This window comes from Halomonas bluephagenesis, from assembly GCF_054790765.1.
The window spans coordinates 1,128,756-1,141,652 of record NZ_CP133631.1; the positions used below are offsets into that span (position 1 = coordinate 1,128,756).

12 protein-coding genes are annotated in these 12,897 nt (G+C 52.2%); 1 reads left to right on the forward strand and 11 read right to left on the reverse strand.

Features of this window, described 5'->3' with window-relative positions:
- Positions 1–34: 34 nt before the first annotated feature.
- From REH51_RS05085 to REH51_RS05115, 7 genes are all read right to left on the reverse strand, one after another.
- A complete protein-coding gene (locus REH51_RS05085) occupies positions 35–853 on the reverse strand; it encodes a DUF2189 domain-containing protein (protein WP_498937045.1) in 819 nt (272 codons plus the stop codon).
- A 323-nt stretch (positions 854–1,176) separates the two neighbouring features.
- Complete coding sequence (locus REH51_RS05090; protein ID WP_009721337.1) at positions 1,177–1,605, reverse strand: universal stress protein; 429 nt, start codon at positions 1,603–1,605, stop codon at positions 1,177–1,179.
- An 11-nt stretch (positions 1,606–1,616) separates the two neighbouring features.
- Entirely contained in the window at positions 1,617–4,211 is a 2,595-nt protein-coding gene (locus tag REH51_RS05095) for a TRAP transporter permease (RefSeq protein ID WP_039868373.1), read from the reverse strand.
- 137 nt (positions 4,212–4,348) lie between these two features.
- On the reverse strand, positions 4,349–5,323 hold the full coding sequence (locus REH51_RS05100; protein ID WP_498937047.1) for a TAXI family TRAP transporter solute-binding subunit: 975 nt from the start codon (positions 5,321–5,323) through the stop codon (positions 4,349–4,351).
- A gap of 430 nt (positions 5,324–5,753) precedes the next feature.
- The gene (locus tag REH51_RS05105) at positions 5,754–7,055 is read right to left on the reverse strand and encodes a TRAP transporter large permease (protein ID WP_498937049.1); all 1,302 of its coding nucleotides are present in this window, start codon (positions 7,053–7,055) and stop codon (positions 5,754–5,756) included.
- Entirely contained in the window at positions 7,045–7,524 is a 480-nt protein-coding gene (locus tag REH51_RS05110) for a TRAP transporter small permease (protein ID WP_498937051.1), read from the reverse strand. Before REH51_RS05110 ends, REH51_RS05105 begins: the two co-directional genes overlap by 11 nt.
- A 62-nt stretch (positions 7,525–7,586) precedes the next feature.
- On the reverse strand, positions 7,587–8,597 hold the full coding sequence (locus tag REH51_RS05115) for a DctP family TRAP transporter solute-binding subunit (protein WP_498937052.1): 1,011 nt from the start codon (positions 8,595–8,597) through the stop codon (positions 7,587–7,589).
- A gap of 246 nt (positions 8,598–8,843) precedes the next feature.
- Between REH51_RS05115 and REH51_RS05120 the strand changes: the two genes are divergently transcribed.
- Complete coding sequence (locus REH51_RS05120) at positions 8,844–9,710, forward strand: DMT family transporter (protein WP_498937054.1); 867 nt, start codon at positions 8,844–8,846, stop codon at positions 9,708–9,710.
- Positions 9,711–9,754: 44 nt separating this feature from the next.
- Here REH51_RS05120 and REH51_RS05125 read toward each other — a convergent pair whose 3' ends face one another.
- From REH51_RS05125 to modA, 4 genes are read right to left on the reverse strand one after another with little or no spacing between them, the layout of a single operon-like run.
- The gene (locus REH51_RS05125) at positions 9,755–10,279 is read right to left on the reverse strand and encodes a DUF192 domain-containing protein (protein WP_498937056.1); all 525 of its coding nucleotides are present in this window, start codon (positions 10,277–10,279) and stop codon (positions 9,755–9,757) included.
- Complete coding sequence (locus tag REH51_RS05130; protein WP_498937058.1) at positions 10,276–11,466, reverse strand: ABC transporter ATP-binding protein; 1,191 nt, start codon at positions 11,464–11,466, stop codon at positions 10,276–10,278. The genes REH51_RS05125 and REH51_RS05130 overlap by 4 nt, the downstream gene beginning before the upstream one ends.
- On the reverse strand, positions 11,459–12,127 hold the full coding sequence (gene modB / locus REH51_RS05135; protein ID WP_009721328.1) for a molybdate ABC transporter permease subunit: 669 nt from the start codon (positions 12,125–12,127) through the stop codon (positions 11,459–11,461). The genes REH51_RS05130 and modB overlap by 8 nt, the downstream gene beginning before the upstream one ends.
- The gene (gene modA / locus REH51_RS05140) at positions 12,127–12,894 is read right to left on the reverse strand and encodes a molybdate ABC transporter substrate-binding protein (protein WP_009721327.1); all 768 of its coding nucleotides are present in this window, start codon (positions 12,892–12,894) and stop codon (positions 12,127–12,129) included. The genes modB and modA overlap by 1 nt, the downstream gene beginning before the upstream one ends.
- Between the last annotated feature and the right edge of the window lie 3 nt (positions 12,895–12,897).

Consider the following 12,897-nt stretch of genomic DNA (forward strand, 5'->3'; position numbering starts at 1 on the left):
TCAACGTTTCCGTAGCTCTTACCTCTTACTCGCTCTAGGTCTTAAGTTCTTCGACTGGCTCAATACGAACTAGATCCTCATAGGCATGCCAGCTTGCATGGCCTAGCACGGGCAGTATTAGCGCAAAGCCAATGTAAAAGGTCATTACGCCTACCAGTACACAACCGGTGAGAATAACGGCCCACAGCAGCATTGGGCGGAAGTTGCTAGCCACACAACGGACACTGGCTTCGATGCCTTCCATAAAGGTCAAGTCATGATCCATCAACGTGGGAATCGCCACTGAACTAATTGCAAACGCACCAAAGGCGAGTATACCACCTGCAACCGTGCCTACTGCAATCATCCCCAAGCCTTCAGGCGTGGTTAGGAGTGATGTATAAAGGGTGGCTGGGTTAGGTACTTCAAATCCAAAGAACAGCGCAAACAGTAGTGTTGCCAGACGAATCCAGGCGAGGAAGAAAATCATCATCATCACCCCCATCATTGCCAATTGGCCTGCATGTGGGCGCCAACTTCCGAAAGCATCTCCCAAGTTAGGTACTCGCCCATGTTCAATAGCGCGACTAATACCATAGGAACCGACTGCAACGAGTGGACCAACAAACATAAACCCAGCGATCATGGGTAATAACCAGTACCAATAGCCAAGTGTTACTGCGCCCGCAGTAATGGCTATGCTCAATCCCACCCAAAACATGCCGTAGGTTAAACTAATAGCTGTTGCACGACGAAAATCCTCAACCCCCGCGGCAAGCCATGCACGCGGCCGATCCATACCAACCTTATTAATAGTAATTTTCACGTTAGACATATCTGCTCGGTCGTGCGTTTTTGTTGTAGCTGCATTCATGGCATGACTCCTTAGATTTACCCCACTGCAGCGGTGGCCTTTTAAACCCAGGTCAGGTTGGAGTAACGCTTACCGAATACCTGAAAAGAGTTGCCACATGCATGAGTTCGTTAACCATGAGTTAATGGCTTAACGTACCTTTAATGTAGCTGAGCATTGACAGGCTGGGGCCGTCTAAAGACATCGCGTACAAAAAATCCTGCTTTCATGCCATTAACGCCAATTTATTCGATGCGTTAGCCAACGTTAATATAACCCCACAAACAAAAACTCCAGGCCAAATGGCCTGGAGTTCGTTTAACAAACAACTCGGTACTGAAACGTCAGCGCACGATCATTACCGATACCTTAGAATGATGAACCACATGTTCAGCATTAGGCCCCAAGACATAATCTACAAATTTACGCTTGGTATGTGATGCCATAACGATCAGATCCACATCCAGTTTCTTACCAGCCTTGATAATCCCCTCCCATGGGGATCCATCCACAGTGACACTTTGCACCTGAATGTCCTCAGGCACTTTCTCCTTAATGAAGTCATGAAGTGCCTCGGTTATCGCTGTGTGCGCCTTTTTAGCGAAGTCCTTGGGAAAATAGGAACCCACCATAGGCATACGGTAATCCGGCAGTACCGTAACCACATGTAGCGAAGCACCAAAAGTACGACATAACGTCAGGGCTGTAGGCAGTGCCTTTGACCAAGAAGCTTCCTCATTCAAGTCCACCGGCAACATGATCTTGCTGTACATGGCATTCTCCTTCATGCAGCAGCGGTAGCTGACGTGTTATTACGACGCCGGCGCTGCATCAATACAATCAGCCCAAAAACCAGGAACGCAGGAATCCACATCAGTTCTTTAGTCCAACGGTCAACAGGAGCCAATACCTCGATGATTTCTTGATCGAAATCTAAGCCGAGATCTGCTGCTTGGCTGCCATAAGCCACCATATCAACAGTCGCTGTTCCATCCTCAATAAAAAGCTCCATGCCAAGGTTATCGAGCCGCTCTTGTCCTGTTTCCCCCTCTGGCACCGGAAGTATCATGTAGGTCGTCATCGGATCGCCGTAGTCATCAAGACCTGCAATCTGCAAACGCAGAGTAGAGTCTTCGTCGACACTGCCAAGCACTTCAACGAATTGATCGGGAGGTATCGACTCATAGGGGTCATGGATCATATCCATCCAGAAACCGGGGCGGAACAGCGTGAACGCGATCAGCAACAGAATGATAGATTCATACCAACGGTTGCGTGTAATCATGAAGCCCTGGGTCGCCGCAGCGAAGATCAGCATGGCGATAGTCGAAACGACAAAGATCAGAACCCCCTGAAGAAAGGTCACATCAATTAGCAGCAGATCGGTATTAAAGATGAACAAAAACGGCAATGCCGCGGTACGAAGGCTGTAATAGAAAGCCTGGAAACCTGTCCGAATGGGATCGCCACCCGATACTGCCGCCGCCGCAAAGGACGCCAGTCCCACCGGCGGCGTAACATCCGCCATGATGCCGAAATAAAACACAAACAGGTGCACCGCAATCAATGGTACTAGCAGGCCATTTTCAGCACCTAAGCTGACGACAACTGGCGCCAGTAACGCCGATACTACAATGTAGTTAGCCGTCGTAGGCAACCCCATGCCAAGAATCAAGCTGAGCACTGCTGTAAGCAGCAAAATCAGCATCAAGTTACCCATGGCAAGCGTTTCCACTACCTCAGCCAGTACCAGACCCACCCCGGTCTGCGATACAGCACCGACAATGATGCCGGCGGTGGCAGTGGCGATGCCAATACCAATCATGTTGCGGGCACCAGTGACTAAGCCGCTCCACAGATCCATAACGCCTTCACGCAAATCCGCAGCCATATCGCCGCGACCCCTGAAGATCGAAGTGATGGGACGTTGAGTAAGAATGATGAAGATCATGAAAACAGTGGCCCAAAAAGCCGACAGCCCTGGCGACAAGCGCTCGACCATCAGACACCAGACCAACACAATGACAGGCAAAATGTACTGCAAGCCAACCAGCACTGTAGGCTTCGTCTGCGGCAGCGAATAGATTGGTTGGTTAGGATCATCAAGCTCAAGTTCGGGGTAACCTGCCGCCAGTTTGAGTAGTGCAATATAGATCACTGTCAGCCCAACGGCCACCACCCAGGGAGTAGCGTCGCCCAGTACTGGTTTGAGCCAACCAAGGCCATAATAGACCCCTAGAGCGGTAATCATCATCAGTAGCAAACCACCGAGAAAACCGATCACTTTATTGACCATCGGCTTAGGCGGATTGCTACTCTGAAGCCCCTGCATATTGGCCTTCAGGGCTTCCAAGTGAACAATATAGACCAGTGCGATATAAGAGATCAGTGCAGGCAAGAAGGCATGCTTAATTACTTCGACATAAGAAATACCTACATACTCGACCATCAGGAAGGCAGCAGCCCCCATCACCGGAGGCATAATCTGTCCGTTGACCGATGACGCCACTTCGACAGCGCCCGCCTTTTCGGAGGAAAACCCTACCCTTTTCATCATTGGCACCGTAAAAGTACCGGTGGTCACGACATTGGCAATCGAAGAACCGGAAATCAAACCGGTCATTGCAGAGGCGACTACAGCAGCTTTCGCTGGACCACCGCGATAGTGACCAAGCAGCGAAAATGCAACTTTTATAAAGTAGTTGCCAGCACCAGCCTTATCTAGCAAAGCACCGAACAACACAAATAGAAACACGAAGCTAGTTGAGACCCCCAGAGCGATACCGAAGACCCCCTGAGTCGTCAACCACTGGTGATTAATCAAACCGAATAGACTAACGCCACCATGTGAAAGAATGCCCGGCATCCAAGGGCCAGCCAAGCTATAGATAAGGAAAACTGACGCCACAATCATCAACGGCGGGCCAAGCGCACGACGGGTCGCTTCAAGCAGTAGCAGTATCCCTGCGATACCAATAATAACGTCCTGCATTATTGGCGCGCCGGGGCGCTGGGATAGCTGCTCGTAAAACATAAACATGTAAGCGCCACAAAAGGCTGCCGTTGCTGCAAGTATCCAATCCTGGATCGGAATACGGTCACGAGGCGAACGCTTGAGTGCCGGATAGGCCATGTATGCCAGAAACAGCGCAAAAGCTAAGTGGATAGAGCGGGCTTCAGTGGCATTAAAAACACCAAACCCCAAAATGAAGGGCACTGGAGAAGCAATCCACAATTGAAACAGAGACCACACCGCTGCAATGCTCACCAGAAGCTTACCGGGCATGCCGCTCGGTTTACGGGCTCCCGTGTCACTGGAGGCTACCATATCCTCCAAGTCTACTCCGGCTCCCGAAGGTCTATTCTTATCTTCAGTCATATGCCTGCCCTTCTCCGAGACGATTGACGCCTAATTGCCATATCGAAATGCCCTATAAACATTCTAAGCTAAAATGCGCGGTACCCTGGGGTAGCCGCGCATTTCTTACCAAGGTAACAGTACGTCAAGCTATACGGTTACTCGATCCAGCCTTGTTCACGGTAGTAACGCGCTGCCCCATCATGCAGAGGTGCAGAAACCCCCTGAGTTACCATTTCTTCCGGATCAAGATTCTCGAAGGCCGGATGCAGGCGTTTGAAGCGATCAAAGTTGTCAAAAACTGCCTTGACGGTCTGGTAGATGACGTCTTCATCAGCCTCAGCAGTTGTTACAAACGTAGCCGCCACACCGAAAGTTTCGACATCTTCGTCGTTACCACGATACAGCCCCCCCGGAATTACCGATGTTGAATAGTACGGGTATTCATCAACGATGCCCTGGATGTCTTCGTCATTAAGCGAGATCAGGCGAGCATCAACGGTGGTGGTAGCTTCTTGGATGGAACCATTGGGATGGCCCACCACATAAACCATGGCATCAATGTTATTATCGGAAAGAGCTGCCGCTTGCTCTGCGGCATCAAGCTGAGATGCTAAGGAGAAGGTATCTTCAGTCCAGCCTTTCGCATCCATCACCACTTCCATGGTGTTGCGCTGACCTGAACCTGGATTACCAATATTGACGCGTTTTCCTTCTAGGTCATCGAGTGTTTCGATTCCTGAGTCAGCACGCGCAAGCAGAGTCAAAGGCTCACCGTGAACACGGAACACAGCCCTAAGCTCTTCATAAGGCTCCCCTTCGAAATTCCCAGTGCCATTGTAAGCTTGGTACTGGACATCCGACTGAGCAACACCCATGTCCAATTCGCCAGACTTGATGCCATTAATATTGGCAACAGATCCACCTGTGGAAGGAGCATTACATTTGATATTTGCGTCTTCCAGACGGTTCACCAATCGACAGATCGACTGACCGACTACGTAGTACACACCTGTTTGGCCACCGGTGCCGATAGTGATGAAGCGTTCCTGTGCACCCGCCGGAGATGCAAACGTAGCGGCCGCAATCAGCGCGCCAGAGAAGGCGGCAGTGGAAAATACATGGCGTTTCATGGACACACCTCTTTATCTTGATGTTGTGAGCGTTATACGCTTTAACTCCACCTGCTAAACGATTCCCTCAGGTGTTTTTTTGCCAAAACGTTTTCAAGACAATCTGTTATCAACGTCGACTAACACAGCCGACACTTACTACTTTAGCGAAAAAAAACCTACTTGGCGAAGTACACGGCAAGTCATTATGGGTTTATCGCTTAGATACTTCCTCGTGCTTGCTATTCAGTCCCTCTGCTCAGCAAATACACTTAATGCTTAGTGGTAGTGCACAAAAAGCATGGCATCACCTACCACAAGCAGCTCAAACAACAAATTCAGATTACTCATGTACAACGTTTAGTTACCGTTAATTACCATGCCGTATTTGCATAGCGTATAGCGGGTAGAGCATCTTAGGGTCAATTCAGGGCACGAACTGAGGTGTGCTTCAGATGTTATAACCAAGTACCGATGGCAACCACAGAGCAATACTCGGAAAAATAGCCACCAGGGCTAAAGCACACCCCATCGCCAAAACAAACAAGAATGCCCAGCCCAGCGTCTCTTCCAAGCGGATTTTTGCAACCTCTGTCGTTACCATCAAATTCACCGCAACCGGCGGAGTAAATTGCCCAATAGCGATGTTCATAGCCAAGAGAATGCCGAACCATACGGGGTTCCATTCAAAGTGCTGCATCACCGGAATAAGCACAGGCATCATGATGAGGTAAATAGAAATAGCATCAAGCAACATGCCAGCGACCAGTCCCGCCAGCATGACAAGCACCAGCAGCAAAACACCGTTATCCGTTAAGCTAATAATCCACTCTGCCAAATGGCGGAAAGTGCCTAGCATCGTACCGGCCCAAGCAAAAATACCCGCCAGGGCGATAATCAACATCACCACCCCAGAAATAATCGCGGCCTCTCCTAACAACTCCCACAGGTCACGTAACGAGAGCTCTTTCGTCAGAAATAACCCCACGACGGTGCCATAAGCAACCGCCACTACGGCGGCTTCGGTCGGGGTAAATAGGCCTGAACGCAGCCCTCCTAAAATGAGTACCGGAGCAAACAAGGCGGGTAACGCCTGCCGGAACGTCGTGCGAACGGTCAACGTTTCAGCACCCTCTACTGGCGTCCCCTCCCAGCCATAGCGCTTAGCGACAATCATTGCAGGCACCAGCAGCGCCAGCCCTGCCAAAATGCCGGGAAAGAGGCCTGCTGCAAATAACGCGCGTAGATCAACGCCAGGTACCACAATCGAGTAAAGAATTAGCGCCACGGAAGGTGGGATTAGGATAGCGGTGGATGCCGATGCGGCAATGAGTGTTGCGGAAAATGGCTTTGGATAGCCCGCTTTTGTCATGCTTGGAAGCATTACCATGGCCACTGCAGCTGCATCCGCAGGGCCTGATCCACTCATGCCCCCCATAATCATGCACACCAGCACCGCAACCAGCGCCAGACCGCCATGGCGAGGCCCAATAAGCGCCTGCGCAAAGCGTACCAAGCGTAACGCCACACCAGAGCGCTCAAAAATCAGACCTGTCAGTATGAATAGCGGTATCGCGATTAAAGGATACTTGGCAATGCTGTTATAGGTATTGGTGCCCAGCGTTGCCAACATATCTGGCGAAAGCCCGGCCACAATACCCACTGAGCCAGCTAACGCGAGCGAAAATGCAACTGGCACACCCGCTATCAAAAATCCGGCAAAGGCGAGAATCATCCAGACATCAGGCGTCATCAATTAGCCCTCCCTTTAATCGATCACGGGTTTGCTGAACGAGACGCCATACCATGGCAGTTGATAATACCGGTAGCCATACCAAGTACCACCATTGGGGGAGCCCTAACCCTGGCGATAGCGATTCCCACTGATACTCTTGCCAAGCCAGCTTTCCACCGTACCAAGTGATTAAGCCCAGAACGGTAAACCCACACAGCGCTTGAAATAGAATAAGTGCACTGCGCCAACGCCTAGGCAGCGCTCTCTCTAAAAAACCGATACGAATATGGCGGGTTCGCCTAAGCGCCACCGATGCTCCTGCAAACGTTAGCACTACCAGTAAGAATACGGAAAACTCTTCGGTAAACGAAAATGAGCCGCCTGTTAGATAACGCGTGACCACATTTCCCAAGCTAATCAACGAAATAACAATAAGTGATAGCGCGCCTAGCCAGCGCTCAGGGCGTGCATCGGGAAAGCCTTTCATGGCAGCCTCACAACAAAAGCTACCGGCCCTGAAGGCCGGTAGTTAAAACACCAAAGGAGTTATTAACGTGCGTCGATAGCCGACTGAGCCGCGTTAACCACATCTTCGCCAATCCGCGGAGCCCATTTTTCATACACGGACTGGGTGGCTTCAACGAAGGCTTGGTACTGTTCATCCGTTAATTCGGTAACCGTCACACCGCGTTCTTGAATAGCCGACAGGCGCTCGCTTTCTTCCTCACGAGTCATGGCGATTTCCCACTCTCCCGCTTCAATTGCCGTTTCACGTAACAGCTCTTGTTGCTCTTCATCGAGCGATTGCCATACCTGCTGGTTAACCGCAAAAATCAGCGGATCATTCATGTAGTTCCAGAGCGTTAAATGTACTTGCCCCACCTGATCAATACGCGCAACATCAAACACTGAAAGCGGGTTTTCCTGCCCATCAACCGCGCCAGTGGTTAACGCTGGCTGGGCGTCCGTCCAGCTCATCTGCGTTGGGTCTGCGCCAAGAGCAGAGAAAGTGTCCTGGAACAGTGGCGAGCCAACCACACGGATTTTCAGACCATCCAAATCCCCTGGCTGACTAATCGCTCCACGAGAGTTCGAGACCTGGCGGAAGCCATTTTCGCCCCATGCCAGAGGCATAACACCACGTGATTCGATCGCTGCAAAGACCAATTCCCCCGCTCCCCCACCGGTAACGGCATCCACAGCGGCCTCATCGGGAATAAAGAATGGCAAAGAGAATAAATTCAGTTCAGGTACCTGGGGCGACCAGTTAATGGTCGAGCCTACTGCAGCGTCAATTAGCCCGGAACGCATAGCCGAAAACTCACGGGTTTGGTCGCCCGATACCAACTGGGAATTCGGGTAGACCCGCAGCGTTAATTCACCACCACTGCGCTCCTCCACCAACTCCGCCCATTTTTCCGCCGCCTGCCCCCAAGGGAAAGCGTCAGACAAGACAGTGGAAACCGAGAGCTCACGAGCTTGCGCAGAGAGCGAAGCAGATAGTAGGGCAGCACCGGCCAAGCCTGCCGTTAAACGAGCCATAGAGCGTGTCAGCGTCATTATTGTCGATCCTTTTTTATCAGTTGGTATTCAGCGATAGCTATTATTCACCCTCAGTCCGCCGCTGCTTGCTAAAAAAGCGATAAAGCGGACAACGCTCCATTGTAGGCACTCATGCGTTTAAAGGAAGCCAATCGTTAGCCTTTCGCAATCAACTTTGGAGGGATGAACATCGAGTTATTACGCTGCAGTAGCGCTTACTGATATGCTGAAACCACTTTTTATTTATTACCAATGGACATTAACGTGCCACTACGCGACCTGTTGTTAGGCCTATTTGTCATCGCTATTTGGGCGCTGAATATCATTGTTATCAAAATCGGCGTAGCAGAGTTTCCGCCGCTACTGATGACCACCCTGCGCTTTATGCTGGTCGCTACCCTGTTGGTGCCATTCTACCCTGTCGCCCGTGCTCAGTTGCCTTTTTTGCTCTTGCTTTCGTTTACGTTTGGCAGCCTGCATTTTGCACTGCTATTTATTGGCTTAGGCCAAGCAGAGGCAGGCACGGGCGCACTTCTGGTGCAGATGGGCACGCCTTTTGCCACGCTGCTAGCGGTGGTGTTTCTCAAAGAAAAACTGGGGGCAAAGCGCATCGCGGGGCTGTTGCTCTCTTTCGCTGGCGTCATTGTGCTGGCCGGCGGGCCAACGCTACCCTCGCCGCTGCCGCTGACCATTCTTTTGTTAAGCGCCTTGGGCTGGGCAGTTTCCCAGCTGTTGATTAAGCGCGGCCCGCCTATTGCTCCATTAGCATTAGCGGGCTGGGTAGCGCTGTTTGCGATTCCCCAGGTCGCGCTAGGGTCTTGGCTATTTGAAACTGGCCAGTGGCAAGCCATTCAACAAGCGAGTTGGCGGGGGTGGGCGGCGATGATTTACACCGCCGTGATGTCATCAATTATCGCTTACGGCATTTGGTACGCCTTACTACGCCGCCACCCTGTGAATCGCGTGGTGCCAATGACCTTGCTGGTACCGGTACTCGCTGTTGGCTTTGGCGCGCTGTTAATGGGCGACAGCCTAGGTATCCATAAGCTGTTAGGCGGCGGGCTCGTGGTTGCCGGTATTGCCCTGATCGTGCTCAACGTTGGCAAACGTCCTCCAGCAAAGGCCCTTTAGCAAGTTGATTTCGGCGTCCTGTTTCTAAGTGCTCGTTATAAATGCTATACATCAGGACGGCAAAACCCTGCCAGCGCAGGAACTGATACGCAGTCACCCACCTGAATACCACGCTCAGCAAAGTAGCCTGCGTTAACTTCCAACGCGGCATGGTAAGACGCACCGGCTGGGGAAGCGGGGCACTCGCGGGGCGTATCAGATGCGCAGGGTTGCATGGTGTTAATCGCTACAATGCGACCTTCACCGTTGATAAAAGCAATATCCAGCGGGATTAACGTGCGGTACATCCAGAAGGCATTGCCAGCGGGCTGTTCGCTCTCAAATCGAAACAGCATGCCACGCGCTTCTGGCAGGTGCTCACGTTCCATCAAGCCCCGCTGTCGCTGAGAGGCGGTCTCGGCCACTTCAACATCTAATCGGTGAGGGCCTTCCTGGCTGTGAATCGCCAGCGGTAATGTGGAGGTTTGGCGAGACTCATCCGCCCAAGCGTTCAACAGCGGCAACGGTAAGCTCGCCGCTAGCGAAACCCCCAAAGACGTCTTCAGTAGCTGACGGCGCGTAACGGTCATGACAGGTTCCTTTTATGATGAGAAGACGTGTTATCGGAAGACAGGCTGTTTGAAGGCATATGGCGTGACGGCATAGCAACATGCTTTCCCGACATAATATGAATGCCTTCAGCAAGCAGCGACACATATACCTGCTCCCCCAGCGCTAACTGGTTGCGCCGAGCGGCATGAGTAGCGATATCGAAACGTAGCACATCGCCATGAGTAACGCGCAGCGAGATCGAGGTGATACCGCCAAGTACGACCATTTCATGCACCGTAGCAGCCACCGGATTTTCGCGTTCACCTTGTGAAGGTCGGTCACGTCGGTGGAGTACAATATCGGAAGGCGGTAAGTACCAAGCCACTGTTTCGCCTAACGGCAGGGCCACTAGGCCTTCGGCAACTTCTAAGTGGTACTCTCCCCACTGCAACCGTTGCTGGCCATTAATGCTGGTAATTTCACCCTCAAAAATATTGTGACGGTCTAACAGCCTCGCCACCAACGGCGAAGCAGGCCGCCGAAACAAAGCTTCAGGGCTACCCTGCTGTAGGCTGACGCCGTTATGCAGCACGCAAATTTGATCTGCCAACGCCGCCGCTTCTTCCAAGTCGTGAGTAACCAGAATAATCGGGATAGAGATCTGCTGACGCAACAATGCTAGCTCTCGCTGCAGTCGGCGTCGGGTCACTTGGTCAACGGCTGAGAAGGGTTCATCTAACAACAATACCTGCGGCTCGCGGGCTAAAGCGCGTGCAAGCGCCACGCGTTGGCGTTGCCCGCCAGACAGCTCGCTGGGAAAGCGTTTTTCCAGCCCTTCCAAGCGCACATTGGCAAGCCACTGTTTCGCACGGAGCGGACGTTCGGAGTGAGGCAGGTGCCCCATGGCGAGGTGGACATTCGCTAGCGCATTGAGATGGGGGGACAATGCATAGTCTTGAAACACCATGCCGATTTTGCGCTGCTGGGGAGTAAGAGAGTGGCGCCGCTCAGTAGCCAACCAAGTGTTGTCCATACACGCCACATGGCCCAGCTCAGGCTTGTACAAGCCAGCAATGGTTCGCAGTAGCGTGGTTTTGCCACTACCGGACGGCCCCACCAACGCCAGAAGTTCGCCCGCCGGACAGCTAAATGACGCGTCCAGCGGTATCGGGCCGCGCTGCTTGGCCATCACCTCCAGTCCACTGTCCGAGATCACCTTAACCACGCACCCACCTACGTCTGCCTGCAAGCCCATACACCAGGCCCAGGGTCGTTAACGACACTAGAAGCAGCAGTGCCGACATTCGTGCAGCCCCCTGTTCATCAAATGCCTGTACCCGATCATAAATGGCAATCGCTAGGGTGCGAGTTTCACCATCAATCGCGCCACCGACCATTAAAATCACCCCGAACTCCCCCAGCGTATGAGCAAATGTTAATGCCGCCGCAGAGAGAATGCCCGGCCACACCAGCGGTAGCTCAATGCGTAAAAATGTTTGCCAAGGGCTCAATCCGCTGCACCAAGCAGCTTCACGCAAGTTAGTCGGTACGTTTTCAAACGCACGCTGAATAGGCTGAATCGCAAAAGGCAAATTAGCGATTAACGAGGCTAGCAATATACCGCTAAAGGTGAAGTTGAGTCCGCCCCCCGTGAGCGAGGCCCAAACACTTCCCAGAGGCGCATCGCGACCAAATTGCTGTAGCAAATAAAAACCGAGCACGGTGGGCGGTAACACTAACGGCAACGCCACTAACGCTTCGCAAAGTCCTTTACCTCGAAAGTGTGCAGTGGCCAACGTTCGGCCTAGCCACACGCCCACAGGCAGTAAAAAGAGGCAGGTCAAGCCTGCTAAGCGCAGCGATACCGAAAGCGCCGTCCAGTCCATTAATCTGTATTAAACCCGTACTGTTGGAAAATAGCCTGCGCGTCTGCTTGCTGAAGCCATGCATAGAAAGCCTGCGCTACTGCTCCTGCCTGAGGTGTTAATACCATGCGTTGGTGCAACGGCGTGTGCCACGCTTCAGGGATCAACACAAACTCGCTACGCTCACTAAGTGCTGGAGCAAGCACCAAAGAGTACGCTACCAACCCACCGCGGGCATCATCCGAAAGAGCAAACTGCAGCGTTTGCGACACATTTTCACCTTGAATGCGCAGCGGCTCAGAAGCTTGCCATAAACCAGCGTTTTGCAGTACTTCTTGGGCAGCAACCCCGTAAGGAGCGTGTTCTGGGCTGGCAATGGCAATACGCTGACGCTGCCCGGCGTCACGTGCGGCGATGGCCTCATGCACACCAGCAAGCGGTGTCTGCTCATCAGGTGGTGAATACTTTCCTTTAGGCTGCGCCCACGCCAGTCGACCACGGGCGTAAATAACGCCCTCGTTATCGACATGGCCCTCTTGATAAAGCGCTTGTACAAATGTTTCGTCCGCCGAAAGAAACAGCTCAAAGGGGGCCCCTTGAGCAATTTGGCGGCGAAAATTTCCGGAGGAACCAAAATTGAGGCGCAGAGCATGTCCCGTTTGCTGAGTAAAGCGCTCCGCGGCCTCTTCCAATGCAAACTGCAGATTAGAGGCTGCCGCAACGATAGGTGCGCCTGCAAACGCAGGCGCAGTAACAAGCAGTAACCACGTTAATAGCAGTATTCGCATCGA

Bases quoted from the DNA above. Each gene is read 5' to 3' on its own strand.
- REH51_RS05085 (WP_498937045.1), bottom strand. From the start codon at position 853: ATGAATGCAGCTACAACAAAAACGCACGACCGAGCAGATATGTCTAAC.
- REH51_RS05090 (WP_009721337.1), bottom strand. From the start codon at position 1,605: ATGTACAGCAAGATCATGTTGCCGGTGGACTTGAATGAGGAAGCTTCT.
- REH51_RS05095 (WP_039868373.1), bottom strand. From the start codon at position 4,211: ATGACTGAAGATAAGAATAGACCTTCGGGAGCCGGAGTAGACTTGGAG.
- REH51_RS05100 (WP_498937047.1), bottom strand. From the start codon at position 5,323: ATGAAACGCCATGTATTTTCCACTGCCGCCTTCTCTGGCGCGCTGATT.
- REH51_RS05105 (WP_498937049.1), bottom strand. From the start codon at position 7,055: ATGACGCCTGATGTCTGGATGATTCTCGCCTTTGCCGGATTTTTGATA.
- REH51_RS05110 (WP_498937051.1), bottom strand. From the start codon at position 7,524: ATGAAAGGCTTTCCCGATGCACGCCCTGAGCGCTGGCTAGGCGCGCTA.
- REH51_RS05115 (WP_498937052.1), bottom strand. From the start codon at position 8,597: ATGACGCTGACACGCTCTATGGCTCGTTTAACGGCAGGCTTGGCCGGT.
- REH51_RS05125 (WP_498937056.1), bottom strand. From the start codon at position 10,279: ATGACCGTTACGCGCCGTCAGCTACTGAAGACGTCTTTGGGGGTTTCG.
- modB (WP_009721328.1), bottom strand. From the start codon at position 12,127: ATGGACTGGACGGCGCTTTCGGTATCGCTGCGCTTAGCAGGCTTGACC.
- modA (WP_009721327.1), bottom strand. From the start codon at position 12,894: ATGCGAATACTGCTATTAACGTGGTTACTGCTTGTTACTGCGCCTGCG.